The organism is Micromonospora sp. NBC_00421 (assembly GCF_036017915.1).
Taxonomy (GTDB): Bacteria; Actinomycetota; Actinomycetes; order Mycobacteriales; family Micromonosporaceae; genus Micromonospora.
Map to the genome: position 1 here is coordinate 2,906,985 of NZ_CP107929.1, position 26,477 is coordinate 2,933,461.

At 73.0% G+C, this 26,477-nt stretch carries 28 protein-coding genes and 1 pseudogene; 8 read left to right on the forward strand and 21 right to left on the reverse strand.

All coding sequences use genetic code 11. The features are described 5' to 3' along the window. Nucleotides 1–85: 85 nt before the first annotated feature. From OHQ87_RS12495 to OHQ87_RS12505, 3 genes are all read left to right on the forward strand, one after another. On the forward strand, nucleotides 86–1,711 hold the full coding sequence (locus tag OHQ87_RS12495) for a cellulose binding domain-containing protein (RefSeq protein ID WP_328348027.1): 1,626 nt from the start codon (nucleotides 86–88) through the stop codon (nucleotides 1,709–1,711). Between the two features lie 715 nt (nucleotides 1,712–2,426). Further along, the gene (locus tag OHQ87_RS12500; RefSeq protein ID WP_328348029.1) at nucleotides 2,427–3,743 is read left to right on the forward strand and encodes a cellulose binding domain-containing protein; all 1,317 of its coding nucleotides are present in this window, start codon (nucleotides 2,427–2,429) and stop codon (nucleotides 3,741–3,743) included. Between the two features lie 191 nt (nucleotides 3,744–3,934). Beyond that, nucleotides 3,935–4,306 carry an ArsR/SmtB family transcription factor gene (locus OHQ87_RS12505; protein WP_176738918.1) on the forward strand — a complete coding sequence of 124 codons (372 nt, stop codon included), beginning with the start codon at nucleotides 3,935–3,937 and terminating at the stop codon, nucleotides 4,304–4,306. Nucleotides 4,307–4,439: 133 nt separating this feature from the next. Here the strand turns inward: OHQ87_RS12505 and OHQ87_RS12510 are convergent, their stop codons facing one another. Further along, nucleotides 4,440–5,513: an alkene reductase gene (locus tag OHQ87_RS12510; RefSeq protein ID WP_328348031.1), complete on the reverse strand. Its 1,074-nt coding sequence runs from the start codon at nucleotides 5,511–5,513 to the stop codon at nucleotides 4,440–4,442. A gap of 110 nt (nucleotides 5,514–5,623) precedes the next feature. On the opposite strand from OHQ87_RS12510, the pseudogene OHQ87_RS12515 reads away from it, so the two are divergent. Beyond that, nucleotides 5,624–5,962, forward strand: a pseudogene (locus OHQ87_RS12515) (MerR family transcriptional regulator); the annotation flags it as partial. Nucleotides 5,963–6,068: 106 nt separating this feature from the next. Here OHQ87_RS12515 and OHQ87_RS12520 read toward each other — a convergent pair. From OHQ87_RS12520 to OHQ87_RS12550, 7 genes are all read right to left on the reverse strand, one after another. Then, nucleotides 6,069–6,458, reverse strand: coding sequence for a hypothetical protein (locus OHQ87_RS12520; protein WP_328348033.1), 390 nt, complete (start codon nucleotides 6,456–6,458; stop codon nucleotides 6,069–6,071). 278 nt (nucleotides 6,459–6,736) lie between these two features. Continuing rightward, nucleotides 6,737–7,045 (reverse strand): DUF2470 domain-containing protein, encoded by a 309-nt coding sequence (locus OHQ87_RS12525; protein ID WP_328348035.1) that lies wholly within the window; start codon nucleotides 7,043–7,045, stop codon nucleotides 6,737–6,739. After that, on the reverse strand, nucleotides 7,042–7,719 hold the full coding sequence (locus OHQ87_RS12530; protein ID WP_328348037.1) for a biliverdin-producing heme oxygenase: 678 nt from the start codon (nucleotides 7,717–7,719) through the stop codon (nucleotides 7,042–7,044). The genes OHQ87_RS12525 and OHQ87_RS12530 overlap by 4 nt, the downstream gene beginning before the upstream one ends. Then, a complete protein-coding gene (locus tag OHQ87_RS12535; protein WP_328348039.1) occupies nucleotides 7,720–8,613 on the reverse strand; it encodes a heme ABC transporter ATP-binding protein in 894 nt (297 codons plus the stop codon). A gap of 23 nt (nucleotides 8,614–8,636) precedes the next feature. Next, a complete protein-coding gene (locus OHQ87_RS12540; RefSeq protein WP_328348041.1) occupies nucleotides 8,637–9,743 on the reverse strand; it encodes a FecCD family ABC transporter permease in 1,107 nt (368 codons plus the stop codon). Then, nucleotides 9,740–10,756: a heme/hemin ABC transporter substrate-binding protein gene (locus tag OHQ87_RS12545; protein WP_328348043.1), complete on the reverse strand. Its 1,017-nt coding sequence runs from the start codon at nucleotides 10,754–10,756 to the stop codon at nucleotides 9,740–9,742. The genes OHQ87_RS12540 and OHQ87_RS12545 overlap by 4 nt, the downstream gene beginning before the upstream one ends. Next, entirely contained in the window at nucleotides 10,753–11,601 is an 849-nt protein-coding gene (locus OHQ87_RS12550) for a hypothetical protein (protein WP_328348044.1), read from the reverse strand. Before OHQ87_RS12550 ends, OHQ87_RS12545 begins: the two co-directional genes overlap by 4 nt. Nucleotides 11,602–11,796: 195 nt before the next feature. On the opposite strand from OHQ87_RS12550, the gene OHQ87_RS12555 reads away from it, so the two are divergent. From OHQ87_RS12555 to OHQ87_RS12565, 3 genes are all read left to right on the forward strand, one after another. Beyond that, nucleotides 11,797–13,305: an HtaA domain-containing protein gene (locus OHQ87_RS12555; RefSeq protein WP_328348046.1), complete on the forward strand. Its 1,509-nt coding sequence runs from the start codon at nucleotides 11,797–11,799 to the stop codon at nucleotides 13,303–13,305. A gap of 68 nt (nucleotides 13,306–13,373) precedes the next feature. Continuing rightward, on the forward strand, nucleotides 13,374–14,561 hold the full coding sequence (locus tag OHQ87_RS12560) for a WxL protein peptidoglycan domain-containing protein (RefSeq protein WP_328348048.1): 1,188 nt from the start codon (nucleotides 13,374–13,376) through the stop codon (nucleotides 14,559–14,561). Further along, on the forward strand, nucleotides 14,558–15,445 hold the full coding sequence (locus OHQ87_RS12565; RefSeq protein ID WP_328348050.1) for a hypothetical protein: 888 nt from the start codon (nucleotides 14,558–14,560) through the stop codon (nucleotides 15,443–15,445). The genes OHQ87_RS12560 and OHQ87_RS12565 overlap by 4 nt, the downstream gene beginning before the upstream one ends. A gap of 22 nt (nucleotides 15,446–15,467) precedes the next feature. Here OHQ87_RS12565 and OHQ87_RS12570 read toward each other — a convergent pair whose 3' ends face one another. The 6 genes from OHQ87_RS12570 to OHQ87_RS12595 form a co-directional block, all read right to left on the reverse strand. Continuing rightward, the gene (locus tag OHQ87_RS12570) at nucleotides 15,468–15,623 is read right to left on the reverse strand and encodes a hypothetical protein (protein ID WP_328348052.1); all 156 of its coding nucleotides are present in this window, start codon (nucleotides 15,621–15,623) and stop codon (nucleotides 15,468–15,470) included. 4 nt (nucleotides 15,624–15,627) lie between these two features. Next, on the reverse strand, nucleotides 15,628–15,879 hold the full coding sequence (locus OHQ87_RS12575; protein WP_328348054.1) for a MerR family transcriptional regulator: 252 nt from the start codon (nucleotides 15,877–15,879) through the stop codon (nucleotides 15,628–15,630). 197 nt (nucleotides 15,880–16,076) lie between these two features. Beyond that, nucleotides 16,077–16,970 (reverse strand): VOC family protein, encoded by an 894-nt coding sequence (locus OHQ87_RS12580; protein ID WP_328348058.1) that lies wholly within the window; start codon nucleotides 16,968–16,970, stop codon nucleotides 16,077–16,079. After that, nucleotides 16,967–17,296 carry a Dabb family protein gene (locus OHQ87_RS12585; protein ID WP_328348060.1) on the reverse strand — a complete coding sequence of 110 codons (330 nt, stop codon included), beginning with the start codon at nucleotides 17,294–17,296 and terminating at the stop codon, nucleotides 16,967–16,969. The genes OHQ87_RS12580 and OHQ87_RS12585 overlap by 4 nt, the downstream gene beginning before the upstream one ends. Nucleotides 17,297–17,307: 11 nt before the next feature. Further along, nucleotides 17,308–17,835, reverse strand: a complete 528-nt coding sequence (locus tag OHQ87_RS12590; RefSeq protein WP_091243992.1) for an aromatic-ring-hydroxylating dioxygenase subunit beta — start codon at nucleotides 17,833–17,835, stop codon at nucleotides 17,308–17,310. Nucleotides 17,836–17,840: 5 nt separating this feature from the next. After that, entirely contained in the window at nucleotides 17,841–19,214 is a 1,374-nt protein-coding gene (locus OHQ87_RS12595) for an aromatic ring-hydroxylating oxygenase subunit alpha (protein ID WP_328348064.1), read from the reverse strand. Between the two features lie 310 nt (nucleotides 19,215–19,524). Here OHQ87_RS12595 and OHQ87_RS12600 point away from each other — a divergent pair, with 310 nt between their 5' ends. Beyond that, entirely contained in the window at nucleotides 19,525–20,634 is a 1,110-nt protein-coding gene (locus OHQ87_RS12600; protein ID WP_328348066.1) for an acetamidase/formamidase family protein, read from the forward strand. Between the two features lie 311 nt (nucleotides 20,635–20,945). On the opposite strand, the gene OHQ87_RS12605 is transcribed toward OHQ87_RS12600, so the two are convergent. The 7 genes from OHQ87_RS12605 to fdxA are packed head-to-tail and all read right to left on the reverse strand — an operon-like array spanning nucleotide 20,946 to nucleotide 26,460. Beyond that, a complete protein-coding gene (locus OHQ87_RS12605) occupies nucleotides 20,946–21,842 on the reverse strand; it encodes a ribokinase (protein WP_328348068.1) in 897 nt (298 codons plus the stop codon). A gap of 5 nt (nucleotides 21,843–21,847) precedes the next feature. Next, nucleotides 21,848–22,222 carry a cupin domain-containing protein gene (locus OHQ87_RS12610; RefSeq protein ID WP_208570005.1) on the reverse strand — a complete coding sequence of 125 codons (375 nt, stop codon included), beginning with the start codon at nucleotides 22,220–22,222 and terminating at the stop codon, nucleotides 21,848–21,850. Nucleotides 22,223–22,238: 16 nt separating this feature from the next. Continuing rightward, entirely contained in the window at nucleotides 22,239–23,081 is an 843-nt protein-coding gene (locus OHQ87_RS12615) for an aldolase/citrate lyase family protein (protein WP_328348071.1), read from the reverse strand. Between the two features lie 7 nt (nucleotides 23,082–23,088). Beyond that, nucleotides 23,089–24,255 (reverse strand): hypothetical protein, encoded by a 1,167-nt coding sequence (locus tag OHQ87_RS12620; protein WP_328348073.1) that lies wholly within the window; start codon nucleotides 24,253–24,255, stop codon nucleotides 23,089–23,091. After that, nucleotides 24,252–25,172, reverse strand: a complete 921-nt coding sequence (locus OHQ87_RS12625; protein WP_328348075.1) for a fumarylacetoacetate hydrolase family protein — start codon at nucleotides 25,170–25,172, stop codon at nucleotides 24,252–24,254. Before OHQ87_RS12625 ends, OHQ87_RS12620 begins: the two co-directional genes overlap by 4 nt. Next, complete coding sequence (locus tag OHQ87_RS12630; protein WP_328348077.1) at nucleotides 25,169–26,149, reverse strand: NAD(P)/FAD-dependent oxidoreductase; 981 nt, start codon at nucleotides 26,147–26,149, stop codon at nucleotides 25,169–25,171. The genes OHQ87_RS12625 and OHQ87_RS12630 overlap by 4 nt, the downstream gene beginning before the upstream one ends. Then, the gene (fdxA, locus tag OHQ87_RS12635) at nucleotides 26,149–26,460 is read right to left on the reverse strand and encodes a ferredoxin (protein ID WP_328348078.1); all 312 of its coding nucleotides are present in this window, start codon (nucleotides 26,458–26,460) and stop codon (nucleotides 26,149–26,151) included. The genes OHQ87_RS12630 and fdxA overlap by 1 nt, the downstream gene beginning before the upstream one ends. Between the last annotated feature and the right edge of the window lie 17 nt (nucleotides 26,461–26,477).

Consider the following 26,477-nt stretch of genomic DNA (forward strand, 5'->3'; position numbering starts at 1 on the left):
CGGGACCAACCGCTCCCGCCGGTAGAGCCGCCTCGTCGACGCGGCCGACAGCCGTCGCCGCCTCACTCCTGCGGGAGGATCACAGATGTCACCCACACGTTTCCGGTTCAGGTTGGCGGTGTCGCTGTTCGCCACCGCCACCGTCGCCACCGCCGCGCTCGCCGGCACCGTACCCGCGCAGGCCGCGGCCGGCTGTCGGGTCACCTACACGGTGTCGAGTCAGTGGCCGGGCGGCTTCGGCGCGAACATCGACCTGACCAACCTCGGCGATCCGCTCACCAGTTGGCGGTTGACCTGGTCGTTCACCGCAGGCCAGGTGATCGACCAGCTGTGGAACGGCGCGGTGACCCAGTCCGCCGGCCGGGTCACGGTCACCAATGCCAGCTGGAACGGCAACCTCGGCGCCGGGGCGAGCGCACAGCTCGGCTTCGGCGCCTCGTGGAACAATTCGGCGAACCCGGTGCCTGTCGACTTCGCCCTCAACGGGGTGCCGTGCACCGGCCGTACCACCAGCCCCACCGCACCACCGACCACCGCGCCGCCCACGACCACGCCGCCCACCACGCCACCGCCGACCACGCCGCCACCGACCACGCCGCCACCGACCACGCCACCGCCGACCACGCCACCGCCGACCACGCCACCGCCGACCACGCCGCCGCCGACCACGCCGCCACCGTCGTCGGGCGCGCTGGACCAGACGGCGACGGTGGGTCGGGTCAAGGCGGTGGGCACCAGCGCCCAGTTCACCTGGCCGGGCATCTACTTCGAGGGCCGGTTCCGCGGCACCGGGGTCGGGATCGTCCTCGACGACGCGCAGAACGACTACACCGTGCAGGTCGACGGGAAGGCAGTCGCCACCCTGGTCACGCCGGGCCGGACCACCTACTGGGTGCGCGACCTCGCCAGCGGCGAGCACACCGTACGACTGGTCAAGCGCACCGAGAGCCCGTGGGCCGCGGGCGAGTTCGGCGGCCTCGTCCCCGCCGCCGGCGGTGCGATCCTGGCCAAGCCCGCCGCCCGTAGCCGGCAGATCGAGTTCATCGGCGACTCCTGGACGGCCGGTTACGGCAACATGTCGACCACCCGCGACTGCTCCGCCAACGGCGGAGTCACCCGCAACTCCAACGCCGACGTCACCTTCGGCGCGCTCACCGCGCAGAGCCTGAACGCCGACTACCAGCTCACCGCCTGGTCCGGCCTCGGCATGGTGCGCAACTACAACGGTGGCGGCACGGACAACTTCCGTACCTACTACGAGACGGATCTCCAGGCCCTGTGGAACAGCACGGTGTGGCAGAAGCCGAGCACCTGGAAGCCGCAACTGGTCGTGGTCGGGCTGGGCATCAACGACTTCTCCACCGCCCTCAACCCCGGTGAGCGGTGGTCCACCATCGACCAGCTCGCCGCCGACTACCGGACCGCCTACCTGGCCTTCATCGACAAGCTGCGTAGCCGGTACGGGCCCGACACGTTCATCGTGCTCACCTACCCCGACCTGTCCCCCACCACCGCGCTCGCCAGCTCCGTCCAGCAGGTCGTCCAGACCCGCACCAGTCGGGGCGACACCCGGATCCGTTCGCTGTACTACGACGACAACGCGCTGGGGTTGGACAAGCTCGGCTGCGACTGGCACCCCTCCCGGCGCGACGACCAGCTCCTCGCCGGCGCGCTTACCCGGTTCGTGAACACCCTGCCGCTGAACTGGTGAACCGGGCTTCCGGCTGACGCCGGAGCGGACAGGCGTCCCGGCGTGACACCGGAGCGGACAGGCGTCCCGGCCGCCGAGGGCCGACGGTGGGTGCACCGTCGGCCCTCGGCGGTAGCCAAAGCGGCGTCCGTCGCGCAACAGGTCGCAAGATCGTGCTGCAACCATGTTGTCAACACCGTTGCGTTAACGCCGTTGCGTTAACGCCGTGGGCGGCTGGTCAACCCGGGACAGGAAGTGCCCGATCGTGGAGCGGGGTGGGCCCGCTTGGCGATCATGGAGTGGTGGTGCCGACTTTGGGGGTTTTACGGGCGTTCTGTTACCCACCACAACTCCATGATCGGCGAGGCAGCGGTGGTCGACGCAGCGGTGGTCGACGCAGCGGTGGTCGACGAACAGCCGTTCCACCTAACGCAACGGTGTTGACCATGTTGTAGTGGCCTCCCGAACGGCGGAGGCCACTACAACATGGTTGCAGCGTAATCATGGAAGTGCGGACGGCGATGGCGGTCGGGAACCCCGTTTCCGCTGCCCCGGACGGCACACCGCCCCCTGTTGACATCATACGTCATACGGATTACGTTCGTAATCATCGATGTATATGATCATCTACCGCCTCAGCAGGGGTGGTAACGCCACACCCATGGCCGTTGCCCCTACCCACGGGCGGTCGATCGCGCCCACCGCAGCATCCCGGTCCCGAAAGGAGTTCCTCCTGATGTCGAGACATCGCCTCGTAGCCGGCGCCGTCGCGGGGGTCGCGGCACTCGCCCTCACCATCGGCGGCGCCGCAGTCACCGCCGGAGCCAGCCCACCCGCCTCCGCAAAGGACGCCACCCCCCTCGCAGCAACCGCCGGCTGCGGCAAGACACCCACCCTCACCAACGGCAACCGCACCATCACCAGCAGCGGCCAGAACCGCTCATACATCCTGCGCATCCCCGACAACTACGACCGCAACCACCCCTACAAACTCATCTTCGCCTTCCACTGGAACGGCGGCACCGCCAACGACGTCGACTCCGGCGGCACCAGCGGATACCCCTGGTCCTACTACGGCATCCGCGCCCTCTCCAACAACACCGCGATCTTCGTCGCCCCCCAGGGCATCGGCAACGGCTGGGCCAACAGCGGAGACCGGGACCTCACCTTCGTCGACGACATGATGCGCCAGATCGAGTCAGACCTCTGCGTCGAGACCACGCAACGATTCGCCATGGGCTTCAGCTACGGCGGCGGCATGAGCTACGCCATCGCCTGCGCCCGCGCCACCACCTTCCGCGCCGTCGCCGTCTACTCCGGCGGCCAACTCAGCGGCTGCAACGGCGGCACCCAACCCATCGCCTACATCGGCATCCACGGCCTCCGCGACACCGTGCTCCCCATCGCCACCGGACGATCCCTCCGCGACCGATTCGTCCGCAACAACGGCTGCACCCCCCAAAACCCACCAGAACCCACACAGGGCAGCCTCACCCACACCATCACCTACTACTCAGGCTGCCGGACCGGATACCCCGTCGCCTGGGCACCCTTCGACGGCGGACACGCCCCCAACGCCGTAGACGGCACCGCCGACCCCTACGCCCCCGGCGAAAAATCCTGGACCCGACCCATCGTCTGGAACTTCTTCACCCAATTCGACAGCACCACCCCACCCACCACCCCACCGGCGACCCCGACCACCCCACCCGCGACCCCGACCACGCCCCCGGCGACCCCGACCACCCCGCCGGCCGGCGGTAGCGGCTGCTCCGCCAGCGTGACGGTGAACCAGTGGAACGGTGGCTTCACCGCCTCCGTACGGGTCACCGCCGGCTCCACCGGCACCACCGGCTGGACCGTCAGCACGACCCTGCCCGGTGGGGCCAGCGTCACCAACACCTGGAACGCCACCGCCAGTGGCAGCAGCGGCACGGTGCGCTTCACCAACGTCAGCTACAACGGCCAACTCGGTGCCGGCCAGGTGGCGGAGTTCGGTTTCCAGGGCAACGGCAGCGGGACCGGGATGACTCCCACCTGCACCGCGCGCTGACCGGGCGTACGACGCGAACCCCCGAAGCGGCGCTTCCGGGCCGGTGTGTCAGGAGTGGTCTCCTGGCGCACCGGCCCCGGACCGTCGTACCGTCCGCCGACGGCGGGTCGGCCGACCCGCCGTCACCCGATCCGCGAATTCGTGGTGGCCGATCGGCGATCCACCGCTCGGACATGCCTCTTGCTGCCATGATGGCGGACGTGGGAGCTGCGAAAACCAATACGCCTGTCATCTCGCCGCTGGCCGGCGAGCCGATCAAACGCGCCGATGCGGAACGGCTCGCGGGGGTGCTGAAGGCCTTCGCCGACCCGGCCCGGCTAAGACTGCTCAGCCTGATCCAGTCGGCCCCGGAGGGCGAGGCGTCCGTCACCGACCTCACCGCGCCGCTCGGCCTGTCCCAGCCGACGGTGAGCCATCACCTGAGGATCCTCACCGAGGCCGGTCTGATCGAACGCGAGAAGCGTGGGGTCTGGGCGTACTACCGCACGGTCCCCGCCGCAATCGCCGCGATCGCCGACCTGTTGACACCACCCCGCAAACGGGCGACGAAGAAGACCCGCTGAGCGGCGCACATCGGTCACAGTCAGCGTCAGGGCCAGTCCGCCAGGTACCCCCACGGCCTTTCACCACTCGGCCGCCGTTCGGGCGTACGGCGGAGCACCTCCGTGCCGATGGATCATGGAGTTGTACCGGGGGTCAGCCGGGGTGCGGGAAGGTCGGGTAGGTGAGGTAACCGGTGTCGCCGCCCGCGTACCAGGTCGCCTCGTCGTGCGCTGCCATCGGCAGCCCCTGCCGGAGCCGCTCGACGAGATCGGGGTTGGCGAGATAGGCGCGGCCGAAGCTGATCAGGTCGGCACCCCACCCCAGCCAGCGGTCGGCCGCCGTCCGGTCCGTCTGTCGCGGGCCCATCGGGAGGACCGGGTTCATGATGAGCGTGCCGGGCCACACCGCACGGAGCTCCCGCAGGACCTCCTCGTCGGTGGTGGCCTCGAGATGGATGTACGCCGGACCGAGGCCGGCGAGTTCGGTGAGGAGCGCGGCGTACAACTCGGGGACGTCTGCCTCGTCGGCGCCCCAGAAACCGGCGCCGGGCGAGAGGCGGATTCCGGTGCGGTGACCACCCACCGCGTCCACGGTGGCGGCCACGGCCTCGACGGCGAACCGGATGCGGTTGGTCACCGATCCGCCGTAGGCGTCGGTACGCAGGTTGGCGTTGCTCGACAGGAACTGGGAGATGAGATAACCGTTCGCGCCGTGCAGCTCGACCCCGTCGAAGCCGGCCTCCACGGCGCGGCGGGCCGCCAGCGCGTACGAGCGGGCCTGTTCCGGCACCTCGGCGGTGTCGAGCGCCCGGGGCACCGGGGCCGGTTGCGGGCCGGTGGGGGTGAACACCTCGCCGACGGCGGGTACGGCGGACGGGCCGACGGGCTGCATCCCGGTCGTCGCGGGGTGCGACACCCGACCGCCGTGCATGAGTTGGGCGAAGACGCGTCCACCGTTGGCGTGCACCGCGTCGGTCACCGGCCGCCAGGAGCGGACCTGCTCGTCGGTGTACAGACCGGGAGTTCCCGGGTTGGACTGCCCGACCCGGTTCGGCTGGACGCCTTCGGTCACGATCAGTCCGGCGGTGGCGCGTTGGGCGTAGTACGTCGCCATGGACGGGGTCGCCAGGCCGTCTCCGGTAGCGCGGACCCGGGTCATCGGGGCCATCACCACCCGGTTGGGCAGGATCAGCTCGCCGAGCGGGTGACTGTCGAAGAGGGTGGCCATGTCGCAGCGCCTTCCGTGGGTGGGGCGGAGGTCACGCCCGTGGGCCGGGCGTACCGCTACGCTAAAACCTGACACTGACGTCAGAGGCAAGTGTGGCGACGGGAGACCCGATGCGGATCGGCGAGGTTGCGGCGCAGGCCGGGGTGAGCGTCCGCTCCCTGCGCTACTACGAGGAGCAGGGGCTGCTGACCAGCACCCGCAGCGCCAGCGGCCAACGGCACTACGGCGCGGAGGTGGTGGACCGGGTGCGTTTCCTCCAGCGGCTGTACACCGCAGGGCTGTCCAGCCGTACCATCGCCGCGCTGCTGCCGTGCGTCGACTCCCCCAGCGAGCAGACCTCCGACGAGGCATGGGAGCGGATGACGCGGGAGCGGGAACAGATCACCGCCCACATCGAGGACCTCGCCCGGACCCGGGACTCCCTCGACGAACTGATCGCCGCCAACCGCCGACACCACCCGCAACGGCCGTCCACCGGGCCACCTCACGCGGACGGTAGCGCACCGCACGACCACCAGGCGTCCGGGCACCGCCCGGCGGCCACCCGATCGGCGGTCACCAGCCGCTGAAGGCGACCAGGAAGCCGAAGCCCAACCCGCCGATCACCAGCAGGTAGCCGACGCCGATGAACAGGGCACGCCGGTGGCGCAGCGGGAACGGCAGGAAGCCGGCCAGGGCGAGCAGCACGCCGAGCACGGCCCCGCCGGTGGGAGCGCCCAGCACCACCAGCTGCCCGAACGCACCGCAGATCAACAGCCCGTCGGTGCCCTCCGTACCGCAGGCGTCGGCCGCCATCGGCAGGAACATCCCGACCAACGCCACCGCCAGGGCGAGCACCACCAGGAGCAGCACGGCCACCACCGCACCGACGGTGCCCGCCACCCCGCCCCGGCGCGCACCGACCGGCACCGCGACACCACCCTGCGGACCACCCGCGACCACCATGCCCATCCCCCTGCCCGGCCGACGCCCACCCCTGCCACCACCGCGCAGGGCCGGCCCCGACCCTCGGGTCCGCTCCGGCGCGAGAGCGAGCGTAGGTGGCGCGACCGGCCCGGACGAGGGCCGACCAGCCGGATTCTGGCCACCGACCGGCACGCCGCGCGGTCATACTCCCGGCCGGACGGAAAGAGGCCGGACGGGAAGAGGCCGTGCGGAGGCCACGGCGCAATCCGGGGCCGGCGACCGGGCAGCTCCCGGCAGCGCCGTGCCGGTGTGGGCGTTCAGCCGGCGTGGCGCTGCGGTACGCCGAGCACGGCGCACGCCTGCTCGTACATCCGGACCACCTCCCGGCGGATCTCGACCCGCTCGGTGAGCCGGTGGGCGAACGGAAGCCGCACCGGCACCTCGATGTCGTCGAGGGTGACGGCGAAGTCCATCCCGTCGGCGTCCAACCCGGTCACCCGCGCCCGGGTGGCGTCCGGGCAGCCGCCGAGGGTACGGCAGATCAGCAGCGAGTCGTCGGCGTGGTCGTCGTTCATGTGCCGGCTGACCGCGCGGACCACGTCGGCGTCGAACTGCTGCCCGGTCACGCCACCGCCTCCGTGATCCCCGGGGCGTCCGGCACGTGCCGGGCCAGGGCCGAGAAGACCGCCATGTTGTGCCCGTACGCCACCAGCACCTCGTCCAGCAGCGCCGCCTCGTCGGCCGGGCTCAGCGGCAGGGCGTCCAACCGGGCCCGGTACGCCTCCTTGTACGCCTTCGGCCGGGGGATCCGGTCGAAGGCGTAGAAGGCGGCCCCCGACTGCCCGGTCAACCCGTAGCGTCGGGCCACCGCCCGTCCGATGTGCAACCCGCCGGAGAGGTCACCGAGGTAGCGGGTGTAGTGGTGGGCGACGAACCGCACCGGGGAGCTGCCGCCCACGGCCCGGATCCGGCCTGCATAGGCCACCGTGGCCGGATGCGGCGCGGTGCGCAGCGCCCAGTCGGGTCCGGCCAGGTGGGTCAGGTCCGCCTCCAGCGCGGGCAGCCGGGTCAGCGCGTCGTCGACGAACCCACCGACGAACGGGTCGTCGCGCATCGCCTCCGCGACCGACTCCAACGCCTGGTACAGCGCATGGTGCTGCACCACCAGGTCGAGGTAGCCGGCGATGTCCAGCTCGCCGGCGACCAGCGCGGAGACGTAAAGCTGGCTCTCGGCGGCGGCGTGGACCCCCTGGCTGGCGGCCCGTAGCCGGGCCGAGAACGGCATGGGTGGTGTGTCCATCTATTCCTCCGTGACGGGGGTGTTCCGGGCCGGGCCCCGACGGCGGGGCACGACGAGCGGCAGGCGGGTGTCCGGGTGCGGCACGACCTCGATGTCGTGCCGGTAGACCTCGCTGAGCAGAGGTGCGGTCAGCACCGTGTCGGGGGGGCCGGCGGCCCGTACCCGCCCGTCGGCGAGCAGGGTGATCCGGTCCGCGTACGCCCCGGCCAGGGCGAGGTCGTGCAGTACGACCACGACGGTGTCCCCGGCGTCGGCCCGCTCCCGGGCGATGCGCATGACCAGCTCCTGGTGGTGCAGGTCGAGGGCGGCGGTCGGCTCGTCGAGCAGCAGCACACCGGTCCGCTGGGCCAGCACCCGGGCCAGCGCGGCGCGGGCCTGCTCGCCGCCGGAGAGCGACGGGAACGGCCGGTCGGCGAACCTGACGACGTCACAGCGTCGCATGGTCTCGGCGACCACCGCGTCGTCGTCGGCCTCCTCGGGTCGACCGGCCCAGGGGGCACGTCCCATCCGGACCACCTCGACCACCGAGAACGGAAAGCTCAGGGCGGTGCGCTGGGTCAGCACCGCCCGACGCATCGCCAACTCCACGGCCGACCACTCGGCCAGCGGTCGGCCGTCGACCTCGACGGCCCCGGCGGCGAGCGGCAGGTCACCGCTGACGGCAGAGAGCAGAGTGGACTTGCCGGCACCGTTCGGGCCGACCAGGACATGCAGCTCACCGGCCCGGATAGCGAGGTCGACCCGGTCGAGCACCGGTCGGCCGGCACGCTCGACCCGGATCCCTGTGACGCGGACCCGGGTGCCGCCCGACGTGGTGGCGGTCGGCACCCGGGGTGCCGCCCGGCGGCCGAGCAGCCGCAGCGGACCTCGCCGTCGGCGTTCCCGTACGCTCACCACAGCCTCCCCGGTGCAGGTGTTCACGCCCAACCTCCGGCCCGGTCCCGGGTGCGGCGCAGCAGCCAGAAGAAGGCGGGGCCGCCGACGATCGCGGAGAGCACCCCCAGCGGCAGCTCCTGGTAGTCCACGAGGGTCCGGGCGGCGAGGTCGGCGGCGATGACGACGATCGCGCCACCGAGGGCGCTGGCCGGCAGCAGCAGTCGGTGCCCCGGGCCGGCGACCATCCGGACCAGATGGGGCACGACCAGACCGACGAAGCTGATGATGCCGGTGAAGGCGACCGCCGCCGCGCCGAGCAGCGCGGTGGCCACGATCATCCGGACCCGCAACCGTTCCACGTCGACCCCGAGGTGGCGGGCGGACCGCTCACCCAGGGCGAGCAGGTCGAGCCGGCGGGCGTCGACGAGGGTGGCGAGCAGCCCGACCGCGAGGCAGGGCGCGGCCAGCGAGACCGCCGCCCAGTTCGCCTGGGCCAGGCTGCCCAGGTTCCAGAACGCGATGGCCTGCACACCCGACTCGTCGGCGACGAACATCAGCAGCCCGATGGCGGCACCGGCGACGGCGTTGACAGCGACGCCGGTGAGCACCAGGGTGACCACCTCGGTCCGGCCACCGGAACGGGCCAGCAGGTAGACCAGCCAGGTGGTGGCGAGGCCACCGGCGAACGCGGCGGCGGGCACCGTCCAGCCACCGACGACGGTGACGCCGGTGACGATGGCCAGCGCCGCGCCGACCGCCGCGCCCGCGGAGACGCCGATGACGCCCGGCTCGGCCAACGGATTGCCGAACACCCCCTGCATCACCGCACCGGCGCAGCCGAGCGCGGCGCCGACCACGGCGGCGAGCGCGACCCGGGGAAACCTGACCAGCCACAGCGCGCTCTCGCCGTGCGGGGCGGCGGGCCGGGGACCGAGGTCCAGGCCGAGGCGGTGCAGCACCGAGCCGAGCACCTCGGCCGGAGCGACGGCCACCTGGCCCCGGCCCGCGGCGAGCAGGGCGACCAGCAGCAGCACGACGGTGAGCCCGGCGAGCAGTACCGGTCCGCGCCGGACCCGACGGCGGTGGTCGCGGCCGGCTCCGGTGGCCCCGGTGTCCCCGGTGGCCGGTCGGGTGGGGGTGGCGGTCATCGCGGGCCCCGGCAGTGCAGCGCGTCGGCCAGGACCCGCACCACCCGCCCGGAGCGGGTGCCGAAGGTGAGCAGGACGCCGTCGTCCATGTCGACGACGCGACGGGCCGCCCCGGCCGGGGTCTGCCCCACCCCGGGGAGCTTGAGCAGGCCGTCGACGCCGCCGACGGACTTCAGCCCACCGCTCATCACCAGCAGCACGTCCGGGGCCGCGTTGATCAGGCCCTCGCTGGTCAGGGGGCGGAACTTCGCCAGACCGATCGCGGTGCCGGCGTCCACTCCCCCGGCCGCCTCGATCATCGCGTCGGAGCCGGCGCCCCGCCCGCCGATCAGGTAGACCCCGGCGGTGCCGCGCAGGTAGAGGAAGGCGACGCGGGGGGCCGGGCCGTCGGGCACCCCGGTGCGGGCGGCGGCGATCTCCCCCTCGATCCGGGCGACGAGCCGGTCGCCGGCCGCGCCGACGCCGAGCGCCGCGGCGATGGCCCGGACGTGCCCGGGGACGGCGTCGAGGCGCTGCTCGGCGGCGACCAGGACCACCGGGATGCCAGCCGTGCGCAGTTGGCGCAGCGTCTCGGGTGGACCGATGCTGTCGTCGGCGAGGATCACCGTGGGGGCGAGGGCGAGCACCGCCTCGGCGGACAGGTCGTGCCCTGCCGGTGTGACCACCGGCAGGTGCGCGGCGGCCGGGAAGGTGGTGGAGGTGTCCCGGCCGACGACGTTGCCGCCGAGCCCGAGGCTGAACACGATCTCGGCGATCGAGCCGTAGAGGTTGACCGGCAGGATGCGCGCGGCGTCGGTGACCGTGCTGACGACTCCGTCGGTGGAGGTGACGGTGACCGGCAGGGCCGGGGTCGGCGTCGGGTCCAACGGGTCGACGTCGGTGTCGGGCAGGGTGGCGGTGACCGGGCCGCAGGACGTCGGTGTGGTCGACCGCGCCTCGGCCACCGGGTCGGTGCAGCCGACCAGGGCACCGGCGAGCAGCACCAGGACGAGCGGCAGCGCGCGCCGGGTCACGACGTGGCCCGGTGACGACGGCGACGGCGCAGGCCGGCGAGCAGCGCCACCCCGAGCACGGGTACGACCAGCACGGCGAGCCACCAGCGGCCGGTGTCGGAGGCGGCGCTGACCCGGGTCACCTGCGCCTGGTCCACCTGGCCCGTCTGGCCCGTCTGGTCGGTCCGGCCGTCGGCCCCGGCGGGGACGCTCCCGGTGGGGCCGACGACGGCCGACGCCGGACCCGCGCCGGTGGGCACGGCACCCCCGCCGGTCGGTGCGGCCGCCGGTGGGGTGGTCCGACCGGTGCTGCCGCTGCCACCGGTGGTCGCCGGGGCGGCAGCGGCGGTACGCGCCGGAGTGGCTGCGGCGGCGAAGGTGATCGGCACCCGGACGTCCTGGGAGCGGTCGGCGGTGCGGGTGTGGTCGGTCCGGGAGGCGACCACGCACCGGCGGACGGTGCAGTCCACCTCACCGATGCGGGTGCCGACGGTGAGGCTGACCCGGAACGCACCGCCGTCGCCGTACGGCACGGCCAGGCCCTCCCCATAGGAGGGTGGGTCGGAGGAGATCCAGTGCGAGGCGCCGGTGCTGCCTGTGGTGTCGGCTCCGCCGCCGCACGGGCTGGGGGCTACGCCGGCCCCGTTGTCCACGCAGAAGGCGACGTAGATGCCCTTGGTGACGTCGTACCCGCTGCCGACGACGGTCACCTTCGTACCGCTGCGGCCCACTCCGGCGCTGGGGGTGACGGTGAGGGTCTGCCCGGCGGCGCCCCGACCGGTGCCGGCCTGGGCCGGCGTCGGCAGCACACCGATACCGACAGTAATCAGGGTGACGGTCAGGATGGCGCGACGCAGTGCTCGCATCAGGCTCCCCACATGACTGATCGGGCCGGCTGACACACCGACCGTAGCTAAGGTTTGCCTAACCTAAGCCAGAGATTCGCAGTTCACAAGGGGTTCTTTGGGTCAAGATCTTCAACCCGTCGCCCACTGTACTTCGATAGTTAGGTTTGCCTAACCTTAACCACTGTCCGTATTGGGCACGAGAGAGGGAGCAGCATGGTCAGATCCAGAACCGGTAGCGGTCGGTGGCGGTCGGCGCGGTGGGCGGCGGTCGCCCTGCTCGGCGCGTCGGCCGCACTCATCGGGGTCAGCCCCGCCCAGGCCGCCGGGACGGAAATCCGCTCCGGCAGCCTGACCTGGGGTTTCAAGGCGTCGTTCCGCGCCTACCTGAACACCGGCAACGGCAACCCGCCGATCGCGGCCAGCGAGGGCGCCAGCATCAACAGCGACGGCACCTTCACCTTCCCCGCGAAGGGCGGCACGCACGACGCCGACACCGGCACCTTCGACGCCGCGTACGGCGGGAAGATCGTCTTCTCGTACCCGGCGCACTTCTTCACCATCTCGTTGGCCAACCCGACGATCGTCGTCACCGGTGGCACCGCCGCCGTCACGGCGGACGTCGACCTGCTCACCACGGCCGCCGAGCCGGTCTCGGTCCGCCAGGCCACCATCGCCACCATCGCCGTCACCGACGGCAACCCCGGTGGCAGCGGCGGCACGGTGACCGCGACCGACCTGGCGGCGACCCTGACCGCCGAGGGCGCCTCGGCGTTCAACGGCTTCTACTCCGCCGGCTCCGCGCTCGACCCGCTGTCCTTCACCTTCTCCACAGGTGGCGGCAGCGGGCCGGCCGGCCCGGCGGTCGGCGTCACCCCGGCCACCGGGCTGGACCCGGCCGGGGCGACGATCACGGTCACCGGCAGCGGCTTCGACCCGGAGGCCAACGGGGCGGCGGGGATCTACGTCTCCTTCGGCCCCAAGGTCGACGAGCACTGGACGAACGCCGGTGTCCTCCAGGTCACCAAGTGGGTCAACAAGACGAACGAGCCGACCGAGGCCCGCGACCGGCTCGACGCCGACGGCACGTTCCGCACCACCCTGCCGGTCAGCGCGGTCTACACCGACCGCACCGGTGCGAAGGTCGACTGCACGGCGGTGCAGTGCTACGTGATCACCTTCGCCGCCCGTGGCGCGGCCGACCGGAGCCAGGACACCTTCACCCCGGTGACGTTCAGCCGTACGCCGACCGGTGGCGGGGACGCCGACCAGCAGATCACCACCACCGTCACCGGTGGGGCGCTGACCCTCGGCGTGGCCGGCTCCACGGTCGCCCTGCCGGCGGTCAGCAACGGGCAGGTCACCAGCGGGGCACTCAACGCCGCCACGGTGGCCGACCTGCGCGGCACCAACGCCGGCTGGAGTCTGGTCGGGCAGGTCTCCGACTTCGCCTCGGCCACCGGCGGCACCATCGCCGGGGACAACCTGGGTTGGGTGCCGAGCGCCACCGTCGGCACCGACGGTCTCGCCGGCACCCCCGGCGTGGTCACCCCGGGCGCGACCGCCGCGCCCGGTGCCGGCCTGGGTACGGCGCGTGCGCTGTGCACGTCGGCCACCGGCGCGAGCAACGGCACCTTCACCTGCGGCGCCCAGCTCCGCCTCGGGGTCCCGGCGTCCGCCCCGGCGGGCGACTACAGCGCGGTGCTGACCCTCACCCTCTCCTGATTCGGCACCACACCGGTGGGACGGGTTCGCCACCCGTCCCACCGGCCGACCACTCCCCGGAGCCCGGAATGTCCCTGCGTACCGCCCTGTCCCGGACGAGCGCCGCCCTCGCCGCCGCACTGCTCGTGGCGACAGCCCTGCCCGCGCCGGCCCCCGCCGCGCCCACCCCGTCCCCCGGCCCGGCAGCCGGCGTCGGGGAGACCGGCGCGGCCCGCTGGGCCGTCCAGCCGTCCAGTGCCAAGGGCCCGACCGGGCGCAACTACTTCATCTACGACGTGGCTCCGGGCAGCACCCTGACCGACCACGTCGGCATCACCAACCTCGGCGACCGCCCGCTCACCTTCGACGTGTACGGCACCGACGCGTACAGCTCCACCGACGGCGCGTTCGCCCTGCTGCCGGCCGACCGGCGGGCCACCGACGTGGGCTCCTGGATCCGCGTCGACCGGCGCGAGTGGACGATCCCGGCGGGCAAGCGGGTCGACATCCCGTTCCGGCTCACCGTGCCGGCCGACGCCACCCCGGGTGACCACACCGGCGGGGTGATCGGCGCGGTGGCCCGGGTCCGGACCACCGCCGACGGCCAGCGGGTCCTGGTCGACCAGCGGCTCGCCGCCCGGGTCTACCTACGGGTCACCGGCCCGGTCCGGCCCGCCGTCACCGTCGAGGCGGTCGACGTCTCGTACGACAACCCGGTCAACCCGTTCGCCGGTGGCGACGTGGTGGTCCGCTACCGGCTGCGCAACGACGGCAACGTCCGGCTCGGCGGCAGCGGCACGGTGACCGTCGACGCGCCCTTCGGGTGGGAACAGGCCCGCACCTTCCCCACCGACCTGCCGGAACTGCTCCCCGGGGCCACCTTCACCGTCACCGAGCGGATCACCGGCGTGCCCCCGCTGCTGCGCCTGACCGCCGAGGTCGACATCGCGGCCACCAGCACGGACACCGCGCTACCGCCTGTGGTCCGCACCGCCGGGATCTGGGCCCCGCCCTGGCTGCTACTGGCCCTGCTCGCCGTCGCGGCCGGTGGGGGCGGGCTGCGGTGGTGGCGACGGCGGGACGCGCCGGCCGCCGGCCGGGTGGCCACCCCGGGCCCCGCCGAGTCCACCACCGCCGGGCAACCGCCCGCCCCCGGCCCTGCCGACGCCCCGGCCGCACCGCAACCGGCCGCCGCCGCCGCGTCGGGCGGTGCGGCCACCGGACCGGTTCCGGGTGTCACCCCGCGCCCCGACGCCCGACGCCCCGACGCCTCATGACCCGACCGGTCCGCGCCGTCGTCCTGCTGGCCGTGGCCGCCGTCCTGACGCCGGCCCCCGGGGCAGTCGCCCCCGACAGCGCCGCGGAGGGCGGCAGCGGTCGGGCGGCAGCCGCCGGTCCCGGCGTCACCCTGCCCGCCGGAGCGCTGCGGGTCGGGCAACGGGTGCTCGTCGGCCTCGACGGCTGGCCCGCCGGCACCGTGCAGGCCGAGGTGTGCGGCAACGCCGCCCGACGCGGAGCGCTCGACTGCGCGACCGGGGACGCCACCCACGGTCAGGTGCCGCCGTCCGGCCGGGCCACCCTGCCGGTGCTGTTGGCCGCCCCGCCGGTGGCCTGCCCGTGCGTGCTGCGGGTCCGGACGCCGACCGGCACGGCCACCGCCGTCGCCGACCTGACGCTGGCCGGGGTGACCGCCCCGGCCGCCACGCCGACCGTCCCGCCCGAGTTGGCCCTGGTGGCGTTGCGTGCCGTCGACCGGTCCGGACCGCGCGGGTGGTTCGGCCTGCCGGGCGAACTCGCGGTACGGATCACCGTGCACAACCCCGGCCCGCAGGAGATCACCGACCCCGCGTTCCAGCTGACCGTCGGGCCACCCGGCCGGGCGCGGACCATCGTGGCCGCCCCGGCGGTGGGCACCATCGCCGCGGGGCAGACCCGGGAGTACCACGTCCCGGTGCCCACCGGCGCGGCCCCGTTCGGCCGGTACGAGGTGGACGGTCGGATCGCGGTGCCCGGTCGGCCGCTCGCGTTCACCGTGTCGGCGGCCCGGCGACCCTGGGGACTGCCGGTCGCCGCCGCCGTCCTCACGGTCGCGCTGCTGCTCGCCAGGCCGGCACGACGCCCGCACCCCGGCACTGCTCCGGTGCGACACATTGACAAGTAGTTGCTTGCGGCCAGGTGGACGGCTACGTCGTCCCGCTGCCCTGAGGCGACGGGACGCCACCCCACGACAGCAGGACCACCGGGTCGAAGCCGGTGCCGTGCGGGTTCTCCAGCACGTGGTTGGCCATCAGGACGTAATCCAGGCCGATCCGCTCGGCGTCCCGCGCCGCCCGGAGCATGGCGTCACCCGGGGCACCTGGGGAGGGTGCTCACCGGCTGGTCGAGGAAGCCCTTGTCGATCGAGAGCCGGATGTCCTCGATGGTCAGGCCGGATTCCAGCAGTTCGTGGATGTTCCGCACCCTGACCGCCGCCAACTCGTCGTACTCCCGGTAGCCGTTGGCGGCACGACGGGCGGTGATCAGGCGCTGTTGCTCGTAGTACCGCACGGAACGGGGGCTGACGCCGCACCGGCGCGCGAGTTCTCCGATCCGCATGTCACGTGGTCCTTCCGCACCTGGCGATGCTAGGACCCTGACACTGATGTCAACGTCAAGTCATCGCCCGCGCGCCGGCTCGGGACGCTGCGGGCACGAAGGCGGGGTGGCCCCCTGACTGGGCCACCCCGCTCCCATACGCCCTACCGGCCCGGCGGGTACGACAGCCCCGCCGACCGGCCCCGATCGGGCGCGGGTCAGAAACGCGCCCAGTCGTCGGCGGCCGGACGCCACACGTCGATGTTGCGCGGGTCCACCGCCATCCGGCGGGCCCGGTGGGTCTCGTGCTCCTCGGGGGTGAACACCCGGTGCCTGTCGCACAGCTCGTAGCGCGGCCCGTGCCGGGTGTCGTGCATGTAGAAGGCGATCGACGTCGAGGCCGAGTGGTTGACCAGGTCGGAGGCGATCGGGATCTGCTTGTACTGGGCCCGCGCCCGGCCGCGCATCACATGGTCGAAGCTCTTCATCATGAAGCACAGGTGCGCGACGTAGAACTCGTTGTTGCGCTGGATCGCCAGGCTGTGGTGGTAGCGGTCCTCGCTGCGCAGGAAGACCGTGACGTCGCCGACGTGGTCGGACTCCTGGAAGCCGAGCACCTTGGTGTAGAAGGCCAGCGTCTCGTCGTACTTGTCGGTGGCCAGGAAGGGGTGCACCAGGTCCAGCGGGCGCAGCTCGATCAGCGGCGGCTCGGCGTACTCCTGGAACTCGGTGAACAGCTCGACGATCAGCCCGTTGGGGTCGCGGACGGCGAAGCCCCGCTGGACCAGGCCCTTGACCCGGTCGGCCAGCTCGAACACCTCGTGCCCGGCCGCGGTCACCCGCTCGCGCAGGTCGTCGAGGACGGCGTCGTTCTCGACGCTGAAGCCGACCGCGGTGGTCCACGACTCGGTGCGCTGCGGCGCGGCGACCAGCTCGATGCTGTGGTGTTCCAGGTCGGCGCGGAGGAACGCGTACTCGTCGTCGTGCTGCTCCAGTTGCAGCCCCACGTGGTACTGAAGGAACTCGATGGAGGCGGCCAGGTCGGGCACCTCGATCCGGGCGTACTCCATGCCGTACGGCCCACGGCGGCGGGCGGTGGCCTCGGTGGTCATCTGTGACCCCTCTCGATGGGCTGGGCGTCCCCGGCGGTGGGGAGACTGACGATGGCCTGACGCTCGATGACCGGCCGCCAGCGTTCCCGGACGAACAGCTCGTGCGAGTCGCTGTGCAGGTAGTCGAGCAGGTCCTGCTCGGTGGGGAACTCCACGACGAAGCCGTGGGTCATGCTGGTGTCCCGGGTGCTGACGTTGACCCCGCTGCGCCAGTTGCGCATCGCGGGATAGCGGCTCGGAAAGGTCTCCAGCTCGGCCAGGACGGACTCGGCCGCGCCGGGCGGCAGGTCGTCGCGGAACCGGAAGACCAGGATGTGAGTGATCATGGCGGGCCGGCTCAGAGGATGAAGCTGAGTCGGGCGCCGGGGTCCATCGACTCCATCACCGGGACGGCCCGGCGCAGCCGGAACCGCAGCCCGTCCGGGTCGACCTTGAGCACGTGCTCGTAGCGGCCGACGTAGGTGTAGGCGCCGCCGTCACGGTAGCGGTGGATGAGGAAGTTGGCGCTGATCCAGACGGTCTCCGCGCCGGCCTCCAGCAGCAGCACGTTGGAGATCATCCGGTGGGTACGCGAGTGCGGGTTCTCGGCGTGCGCCTTGCGGCTCTTGAGCCGCTTGACCCGGGCCTGGATCAGCTCGTAGTCGTCGGCGACGAAGTATCCGGCGGTGGTGGCGTCCCAGCCGGCCCAGTCGGTGGTCGGCACCTCCAGCCGGCCGCCCGGCTCGATCAGGGTGAGCCACTCGTCGAGCCGCCACTCGTCGAGCAGTTGGGCCTCCCGGTAGAGGAAGTCCTCCACCTCGGCCCGGGTCACCTCACGCGACTCCACCTTGACCACTCCCCTGGGGCTACCGACAGTCGTTGACATCGCGCTCACCTGCCCGCTCCACCCGAGGTGGGTCCGGCGGCGGGCGTACCGGCCGGTGGGTCGCCGGCCACGCTGGTGCCCGCCCCGACCACCTCGGCCCAGCGCCGCCAGAAGCTGCGCATCGCGCCCTCGTCGATCGAGCGCCCCTGGTTGCCCTGCTTCTCGTTGGCCATGCCCCGCGACATGTCGCTCCAGTCGTGCGCGGGGTCGACCGCGTCGGCGGTCGCCGTGATGCCGCGCTGCACCGCCTCGTACGCCTCGATGTCGTCGGGGGTGGCCAGGCCGCCCGGCCCGACGAAGCTGACCATCGTCTTGATCCGCAGCGCGCGGACCGACTCCGGCTCGCCGACCTCGACGAACTGCCAGGCCCGCACGTCGGTGCGGTCGGCGGCGACGGGTTCGAGCTGCCGGATGGTCAGCGCCTCCAGGTCGAACAGCAGCAGGTTGGGGAAGACGAACAGGATCCGGCTGGCGTCGGCCACCTCGGCGGCGAGTTCGGGGCCGAGGCGGGCCTCCAGCTCGCGGCGCTTGGTGACGGTGCGGGCCTTCTCCTCGTCGCCGAAGCGGGGTTCCCAGACCATCCCGATCCGGCCGTTGTGCCCGGTGAGCACCAGCAGCCCGTGGCCACCGCCGAGGTCGTAGGCGTACTGGTCGTCGTCGGTGACGGCGAAGCCGGTCTCGCGCAGGTAGCCGACGAAGGTGTTGTGGGTGGGGGCGAAGTGGTAGCCGTCCATCGCGTTCTCGACGGCCAGCTTCCAGTTGCCCTTCACGCTGTAGAGCTGCACGCCCGGCAGGGTGGTCATGCCGTGCTCGCCGATCTTGGCGGTCAGCGACATGTAGTGCGCGGCCGGGCCGAGGTGGGTCAGCAGGTCCGGCACGTCCGGGTCGAAGGCGACGAAGACGAAACCCTCGTGGATCTGGAGCCGAGGCACCTGCCGCAGCGCCATCGAGGCCCGGAAGGCCGGGTCGTCGGGGTACGCGTCGTCGCCGGGCAGCGCGGCCAGCTCACCCGAGTTGCTGAATGCCCAGGCGTGGTAGAAGCACTGGAAGAACTTGGTGTTGCCCTCGCTGTGCCGGCACAGCACGGTGCCCCGGTGGGTGCAGGCGTTGAAGAAGGCCCGCACCTGGCCGTCGGCGTCCCGGCAGAAGATCAGCGGTCGACCGCCGAGGGTACGGGTCTTGAAGTCCCCCGCCTTCGGAATCTCGGTCTCGTGGCCGAGATAGAGCCAGGTGTGATTCCAGATCCGGTCGACCTCGGTCCGGAAGACCTCCGGATCGCGGTACGCCGAGCGGTGCACCCGGAACCGCAGCGCCTCCCAGTCCTCGTCGATCATCGCGCCGGCTGCACCGAGCGGACGTACCGGCGTCTGCTGCGCCATCACCTCACCGCCTTCTACGTCATGCGAGACAGCATCTCGCCACACGATGCTGCTACTCAGCCATGGCAACTGTCAAGAGCAGGGCAGACTCCGGCACCGGGTTACTCGCTGTTAATACGAATGCAACACGTACCGGCGGGTTCGCGGACCACGATGCCCAGCATCCGACCCGCTCGGCTGATCCGCCCCACCGCGATCACCGGCCCTCGGACGCGGCCCGCGCACCCCGTCGCCGGCCGCCGGCCACCCCGCACCGGGCAGCGCCGTCCCGTCGCACCGCCAGCCGGTGTCACCCCTTCCGGAGGATGTCATGCTCCAGCCGCACGATGGCCCGATCGGTGGAACCCACTACCTGCCCAGCACCCCGGAGACCTGCCTGTGGGGCCGGCTGCCGAACCGGCGGCACGAGCCCGTGCTGCGGGTCCGCTCCGGCGAGACCGTGACCATCGACACGCTCAGCCACGAGGGAATCCTGGAGGACCAGGGCCGCGACCCCGTCGGTTACCTCAAGCAGTTCGACGTCGCCAGCGACCAGGTGCTCACCGACGCCCGCGACCTGGCCGCCTCGGACGTCGCCCACGACTACGACGCCGACGGCCCGCACGTGGTCACCGGCCCGATCGCGGTGGCCGGGGCCGAGCCCGGCGACCTGCTCCGGGTCGAGGTCGTCGACCTGCTCGTCCGCGCCCCGTACGGCTTCATCAGCAGCCGGCACGGCTACGGCGCGCTGCCCGGCGAGTACCCGCTCACCCCGCCCGACTCCGGCCCGGACGGCGACGGCCCCCGGGAGTACGGCACGGTCAGCCACTTCACCGAGGTGGTCCAGCACGGCGGCCGGCTGTGCGGCACCCTGCCGTACGGCGACGGTCGGGCCGCCCGCTTCCCGCTGGCCCCCTTCCTCGGCCTGATGGGCGTCGCCGTGGACACCGACGACCCGGTCCACTCGGTGCCGCCCGGTGCGTTCGGCGGCAACCTCGACATCAACGAACTCCAGGTCGGCTCGACCCTCTACCTGCCGGTGCAACTGCCCGGGGCGGGCTTCTACGCCGGTGACCCGCACTACGCCCAGGGCGACGGCGAGGTGGCGCTGACCGCCCTGGAGGCACCGCTGCGGGCCACCCTGCGGCTGTCGGTCGTCCCCCGGGCGCAGGCGGGCCGGCTGCTCGGCGACGTCGACGGTCCCTTCGGCGAGACCGACACCCACTGGCTCCCGGTCGGCCTGCACGGCGACCTCGACGAGGCGATGCGCCGGGCCGTCCGGGCCGCCGTGGGCTTCCTCGTCAGCACCCAGGGGATGCCCCCGCAGACCGCCCTGGCCTATCTCAGCGCCGCCGCCGACTTCGAGGTCAGCCAGGTCGTCGACGGGGTGAAGGGCATCCACTGCCTGATCCGCAAGGCCGACTTCCCGGCCCACTTCTGACTGTGCTTCCCGGCCCGTGGCACTGCACTGCGGTGCGCGGGCCGGGACCGGGAAGGTCGGCCGACGGCGCGCCTCCACTGCGGTGCGCGGGGCGGCACCCGAGCCGTCACCCCACCCACGGCCACGCCGCCCGCCCCCGGCCGGGACAGACCGAGGGCGGCGGACGCAGCCGGCCGGAGCCGGGCCGCTCCGTCGCCGCGAGTAGCACGACAGGCGGCAGGACCGGACGCAGCGGACGCGAACGTCGGACTGCGACGGGAAACGCCCGGACGACCGGCCCGGCCCAGGGGCCGAGCCCGGCGACGGACAGCTCAGGCAGTGGTGGAGACCTCGGCGCGGCGGGGTGCGGCGGCCATCGCCCCCGGTCGGGTGACGGTGACCGCCGCCGCCCGGCTCGCCCAGCGGGCCGCCTCGTCGATCGCCGCGCCGTCGAGCAGCGCGTCGGCCAGGGCGGCGCAGAAGGTGTCCCCGGCACCTGTGGCGTCCACCGCGTCGACCTGCTCGGCCGGCACCAGCCACTGCCGGTCGGTGGTCACCACCAGCGCGCCGTCGCCGCCGAGGGTCACCACCACCGGCCCCCGGGTGCCCAGCGAACGGGCCAGCGCGGCCAACCCGTCGGTCCCGACTGGGACCGGGACGCCGGCCAGGGCGGCCAGCTCACCCCGGTTGGGCACCAGCACGTCGACCCGGGCCAGGGTCGCCGGGTCGACCGGGCGGGCCGGGGCGGGATTGAGCACCACCAGGCCCTCCGCCAGCCGTACCGCCTCGGCCACCACCGTGGCGTCGACCTCCTGCTGCAGCAGGACCGCCCGCGCCGACCCGAGCAGGTCACGCAGGGGGGCGAGATGCTCGGGCGCGAGCCACATGTTGGCCCCCGAGCTCACCGCGATGGTGCTGTCGCCGTCGGCGGTGACCAGCACGATCGCCTGCCCGGTCGGCCGGGGGGCGCGCAGCACCGCGTCGGTGACCACCCCCTCGGCGGCGATCAGCCCGAGCAGCCAGTCCCCGTCGGCGTCGATGCCGACCGCGCCCACCATCGCCACCCGGCGACCCAGCCGGGCGGCGGCGACCGCCTGGTTGGCGCCCTTGCCGCCGCCGGCCCGCCGGTGGTCGGCCGCGCCGAGCACGGTCTGGCCGGGGGCGGGCAGCTCGTGCAGCGGCACCACCACGTCCACGTTGAGGCTGCCCACCACCACGATGTCGGTCATCCCGGTCAGCCCTGCCCGGGACGCCAGGCGTGCGGCAGGAAGTCCGCCCGGGGCGGGGCGAAGACGTCCACGTTGATGCACGGGCCCTCGGTCGGTTCGATGTAGTGCTCCGCGCCGCGCGGCACCAGCAGCAGCGAACCCGGCCCCATCGGGTGCGGTACGCCGTCGACGTAGTAGTTGCACCGGCCGCCGAGGATCAGCACCAGCTGGTCGAAGTCGTCGTGGTGGTGCGGGTTGAGGTCCATCCCGACGGCGAGTTCGTGCCAGGCGAAGAGGACCTCGTCGGTGGCGTACACCTTGCGGCGCACCCCGGGACGGACCTCGGTGGCCGGGATGTCGTCCCAGTTGACCGAGATGCCGTACAGCTGCGGATTGAGCATGTGAACGCGTCCCTTCTCAGGCGGGTCGGGCAGGTGTGGCGAGCCGACGCAGGCCGGTGCCGAGCAGGTGCAGGTCCGAGCCGACGACGAGGTACCGCGCGTCGGTCAGGCCGCACCGGTCCAGCGCCGCGGCGGAGCGGTCGGCGACCCAGCCGCCGAGGGCGGTCCCGGTGACACGCGCCGCGTCGGCGACGTCACAGGTGCGCCGCAGCAGTGGCCCCTGGTCGTCGGTGGTCGACAGGCCCAGGCTCACCGCCAGGTCGGTGGTGCCGACGAAGCCGACGTCCACCCCGGTCAGCAGGGCGGGCAGCGGGTCGTCGGTGGTCGCCGTCTCGATCTGGGCCACCAGTACGGGCGGGTGTTCGGCCTCCGCCGCCAGGTACCTGTCGAGGCCGTCGACGCCGTACCCTGCCGACGGGTGCGCCAGGCTGATGCTGCGCCGCCCGTGTGGGGCGTACCGGCTGGCCGCGCGCAGCGCCTCGACGTCGGCGCGGCGGCGGACGGTGGAGAGCTGGACCCCGGCGGCCCCGGCCTCCAGCAGCCGGTTGACCTGGCCGGGGTCGACGGCCGGCACCCGGACCAGCGCCGGCAGGCCGGCCAGTGCGGCGAGCCGGAGCTGGTCGGTGGCGGTCCGCTCGTCCAGGCCGGAGTGCTCCAGGTCGATCACGACGAAGTCGAGGCCGGAGCGGGCGGCCAGGGCGATCACGTCGGCCCCGGGCAGCTTGACGAAGGTGCCGACGAGCTGCCCGCCGCCGCGCAACGCCGCCCGCAGCCGGGCGCGGGCGGCGTGCACGCCGGTGGGCGGCGGCGACTCGACGGACGTCGGCGCTGCACGCCCCGGCTGCGACTCGGCGGACATCAGCGGGTCACGCGCCGGTGGCGGGCAGGCCGCGCCACGGCACGGTCGGCACCTGCTCGCCGGCGAGCAGCACCAGGCTCGGCTCCAGCCGGGGCGCGGTGATCTTGTTGCCGGCGGCGTCGGGCAGCACCGCCTCCTCGGCCTCGGCCAGCACTGTGACGTGCGCCGGGCCGCCCTCGACCAGGGTGCCGTAGCCCTCGGCGTCCAGGCCGGTCAGCCGGGCCGACGCGGACGTCACCCGGGGCACCAACTGCTCCAGGGTCATCCCCATCGCCCGCAGCTTGGCCATGCTGGTGACCAGGTCGAAGACCGGGCCGCGCCAGTTGCGGGCGCTGGTGTCGGAGGTGACCACGTCGGGCAGGAAGCCCTGGGCGATCGCCGGCCGGGCGACGTCGAAGCTGAGGTTGCTCTTGCCGTGGGCGGACTCGAACAGCACCCCGCGCTCGCGGGCGGCGTAGACCTCGGGCAGCACGGCGCCGTCGTTGAGGATGCCGTACGGCTTGCCGGTGTAGCAGTGCGCCACCACGTCGCCGGGGCGCAGCAGCGGCAGGATCACCGGCAGCGGCTCCGGCGTCTCACCGATGTGGATCATGAGCGGCAGGCCCGCCTCGGCGGCGAGCGCCAGCGACCGCTTGAGCAGCGGACGCCAGTCCAGCCCGACGACGTCCTCGGAGAGCCGGATCTTGAAACCACGGACCCGGTGCGGGTTCGCCTCGGCCACCGCCAGGGCGTCCTCGGGGACCAGCGTGTCCGGGTTGATCAGCTCACCGAACCGGAAGTCGATCAGGCCGAGGACCGAGACGTTGAGGAAGTTCACCAGCCGCATCCGGGCCGGCTCGGCGACGTACCGCTCGAACGCGGCGAAGGTGGACGCGCCGACCGTGCCGGCGTCGCAGGCGGCGACGACGCCCCGGTGCAGGTGCGCCTCGTCCGGCGGGGCACCCACCTTGGAGACCTCGGCGAAGATGTGGGTGTGCGCCTCCACCAGGCCGGGCAGCACGTACTGGCCGGTGCAGTCGACCACCTGGGCGGCGTCGGCGGCGAGGCCGGGCGCGATCCGGGCCACCCGGTCGCCGGTCACCGCGACGTCGGCGACCCGGCTGGCCCCGGTCTCGCCGTCGAACACCTGGCCACCGGCGAGCACCAGGTCGTACCGGTCGGAATTCTCACTCATGACATCGGGCTCTCTGTGCGAAGCGAGTGGGTCGACGCGCTGACGGCGGCCGGCGCGGGGTGGTCCGGACTCTCGGCGGAGAACCGGGTACGCAGGGGCAGCACCCCGGCGACGGTGACCTCCACCAGGTCACCGGGGCGCAGGAAGCAGCCCCGGTCCTGGCCGGTGCCGGTCGGGGTGCCGGTGAGCACCACGTCACCGGGTTCCAGCACGACGTACCGGGAGATCCAGGCGAGCAGGTCGGGCACCGGGAAGATCAGGTCGGCGGTGCTGGCCTGCTGGCGCAGCTCGCCGTTGACCGTGGTGCGCACGCCGATGGCGTCGCGGTCGGCGACCGCGCCCAGGCCGAGCACGGACGCGCCCAGGGCACCGAAGCCGGGGAAGCTCTTGGCCAGGGTGGGGCTGCCCGTGGCGACCATCACGTCCCGGGCGGTCAGGTCGTTGGCCGCGGTGACGGCGGCGAGGTGGTCCCAGACCCGCGCGACCGGCGTGTGGTGCATCCGCGCGCCGACGACCAGGGCGACCTCCCCCTCGTAGTCGGGCTGGTTGCTGACCGATTCGGGCAGCGGCACGGTGTCCCCCGGGCCGGAGCCGGCGCCTGGCGACTTCAGATAGAGCACCGGTTGGGTGGGCAGGGCGCGGCCGGTGGTCCGGGCCTTGCAGTGGTAGTTCAGCCCGACCCCCCACACCGCCCGGGTGCCGGCCAGGGGCGCACGCAGGTCACCGACCAGGGTCTCCAGCGGCAGCCGGCGACGGACCCGGGCCTCGGCGGCCGGGGTGAGCCCGAGGCCGGCGCGCAGCAGGGCGGCCACGTCCGGGTACGGCAGGTCGAGCAGTTCGACATCGTCGCCGGTGATCCGGCCCAGCCCGTACGGGGTGGCGACCAGGTGCGGGCCAGTGGGCGTCGGGGCGGTCATGCCGCGTCCGAGGAGTGCCCGGGAACGGTGCCGAGCGCCGGGTTGACCAGCGGGGCCAGGTTGTTGACGGCGGCGGCGGCCTCGCCGAAGCCGACCGAGATCAGGCGTACCTTGCCGTCGTAGTCGGTGATGTCGCCGGCGGCGAAGACCCGGGGCAGGTTGGTCCGCATCGACCGGTCCACCGCGACGTAGCGGCGACGCATCTCCAGGCCCCAGCGTTCCATCGCGCTGAGGTCGGCGATGAAGCCGAGCGCGGCCACCACCGCCTGGGCGGGCAGCGTCTCCCGGCCCTCGCCACGCACCTCGGCGAGGTGCACCGCGTCGACGGTGTGCTCCCCGTCGATCCCGCAGACCTCGTACGGGGTGAGCACCCGCACTGTCGAGTCGTGCAGCTGGGTGACGCTGCGTTCGTGGGCGCGGAACTGCGGCCGGCGGTGCACCAGGGTGACGCTGCGGGCGTACGGCTCCAGGGCCAGCGCCCAGTCGACTGCGGAGTCACCGCCGCCGACCACCACGACCTCCTGCCCGGCGAGTTCCTCCAGCCGGGGGACGAAGTAGCGCAGGCCCCGGCCGAGGTAGTCGCTGCCGACCGGCAGCTCCCGGGGGGTGAAGGTGCCGATGCCGGCGGTGAGCAGCACCGCCGCCGCCCGGACCTGGGTGCCGGTGTCGGTGCCGATCAGCACGTGGTCCTCGGCGCAGGTCAGCTCGACGGCGCTCTCCCCGAGCAGGAACGTCGGCTTGGCGGTGGCGGCCTGGGTGAGCAGGGCGTCGACGAGTTCCTGGCCCCGGACGGCGGGCAGCCCGGCGATGTCGTAGATCGCCTTCTCGGGGTAGAGGGCGGCGATCTGCCCGCCGGCCTCGGGCAGCGAGTCGATCACCGCCACGCTCATCCCGCGGAAACCGGCGTAGTAGGTGGCGTAGAGGCCGGCCGGGCCGGCGCCGATGATCGCGAGGTCGACCTCGTGCCGCTCGGCCATCAGCCGGCGCTTTCCGCGACGGCCGGGTGGTCGTGGCCGACCCGGCCGATCTTGCGGGCGCCGCCCGGGGTGCCGATCTCGGTGAAGAACTCCGCGTTGATCGGGCCGAAGCGGGCCCGGTCGGCGGGCAGGTCGTCGAAGTGGAAGATCGAGGTGACCGGGCAGACCGGCTCGCAGCGCCCGCAGTCGACGCACTCGTCGGGGTTGATGTACATCATCCGGTCGCCCTCGTAGATGCAGTCCACCGGGCATTCCTCGACGCAGGACCGATCCTGTACGTCCACACATTCGTCGGTGACCACGTAGGTCATCGGTCCTCCTGCGGTTC

Coding starts and splice junctions, on each gene's coding strand:
- OHQ87_RS12605 (WP_328348068.1), bottom strand. CDS start 21,842: ATGACCGACATCGTGGTGGTGGGCAGCCTCAACGTGGACGTGGTGGTG.
- OHQ87_RS12555 (WP_328348046.1), top strand. CDS start 11,797: ATGGTCAGATCCAGAACCGGTAGCGGTCGGTGGCGGTCGGCGCGGTGG.
- OHQ87_RS12570 (WP_328348052.1), bottom strand. CDS start 15,623: ATGCTCCGGGCGGCGCGGGACGCCGAGCGGATCGGCCTGGATTACGTC.
- OHQ87_RS12530 (WP_328348037.1), bottom strand. CDS start 7,719: ATGGACACACCACCCATGCCGTTCTCGGCCCGGCTACGGGCCGCCAGC.
- OHQ87_RS12580 (WP_328348058.1), bottom strand. CDS start 16,970: ATGACCACCGAGGCCACCGCCCGCCGCCGTGGGCCGTACGGCATGGAG.
- OHQ87_RS12565 (WP_328348050.1), top strand. CDS start 14,558: ATGACCCGACCGGTCCGCGCCGTCGTCCTGCTGGCCGTGGCCGCCGTC.
- OHQ87_RS12560 (WP_328348048.1), top strand. CDS start 13,374: ATGTCCCTGCGTACCGCCCTGTCCCGGACGAGCGCCGCCCTCGCCGCC.
- OHQ87_RS12610 (WP_208570005.1), bottom strand. CDS start 22,222: ATGCTCAATCCGCAGCTGTACGGCATCTCGGTCAACTGGGACGACATC.
- OHQ87_RS12615 (WP_328348071.1), bottom strand. CDS start 23,081: ATGTCCGCCGAGTCGCAGCCGGGGCGTGCAGCGCCGACGTCCGTCGAG.
- OHQ87_RS12520 (WP_328348033.1), bottom strand. CDS start 6,458: ATGGTGGTCGCGGGTGGTCCGCAGGGTGGTGTCGCGGTGCCGGTCGGT.
- OHQ87_RS12495 (WP_328348027.1), top strand. CDS start 86: ATGTCACCCACACGTTTCCGGTTCAGGTTGGCGGTGTCGCTGTTCGCC.
- fdxA (WP_328348078.1), bottom strand. CDS start 26,460: ATGACCTACGTGGTCACCGACGAATGTGTGGACGTACAGGATCGGTCC.
- OHQ87_RS12500 (WP_328348029.1), top strand. CDS start 2,427: ATGTCGAGACATCGCCTCGTAGCCGGCGCCGTCGCGGGGGTCGCGGCA.
- OHQ87_RS12620 (WP_328348073.1), bottom strand. CDS start 24,255: ATGAGTGAGAATTCCGACCGGTACGACCTGGTGCTCGCCGGTGGCCAG.
- OHQ87_RS12595 (WP_328348064.1), bottom strand. CDS start 19,214: ATGGCGCAGCAGACGCCGGTACGTCCGCTCGGTGCAGCCGGCGCGATG.
- OHQ87_RS12585 (WP_328348060.1), bottom strand. CDS start 17,296: ATGATCACTCACATCCTGGTCTTCCGGTTCCGCGACGACCTGCCGCCC.
- OHQ87_RS12630 (WP_328348077.1), bottom strand. CDS start 26,149: ATGGCCGAGCGGCACGAGGTCGACCTCGCGATCATCGGCGCCGGCCCG.
- OHQ87_RS12510 (WP_328348031.1), bottom strand. CDS start 5,513: ATGGCCACCCTCTTCGACAGTCACCCGCTCGGCGAGCTGATCCTGCCC.
- OHQ87_RS12550 (WP_328348044.1), bottom strand. CDS start 11,601: ATGCGAGCACTGCGTCGCGCCATCCTGACCGTCACCCTGATTACTGTC.
- OHQ87_RS12540 (WP_328348041.1), bottom strand. CDS start 9,743: ATGACCGCCACCCCCACCCGACCGGCCACCGGGGACACCGGGGCCACC.
- OHQ87_RS12600 (WP_328348066.1), top strand. CDS start 19,525: ATGCTCCAGCCGCACGATGGCCCGATCGGTGGAACCCACTACCTGCCC.
- OHQ87_RS12625 (WP_328348075.1), bottom strand. CDS start 25,172: ATGACCGCCCCGACGCCCACTGGCCCGCACCTGGTCGCCACCCCGTAC.
- OHQ87_RS12575 (WP_328348054.1), bottom strand. CDS start 15,879: ATGCGGATCGGAGAACTCGCGCGCCGGTGCGGCGTCAGCCCCCGTTCC.
- OHQ87_RS12505 (WP_176738918.1), top strand. CDS start 3,935: ATGGCGGACGTGGGAGCTGCGAAAACCAATACGCCTGTCATCTCGCCG.
- OHQ87_RS12590 (WP_091243992.1), bottom strand. CDS start 17,835: ATGTCAACGACTGTCGGTAGCCCCAGGGGAGTGGTCAAGGTGGAGTCG.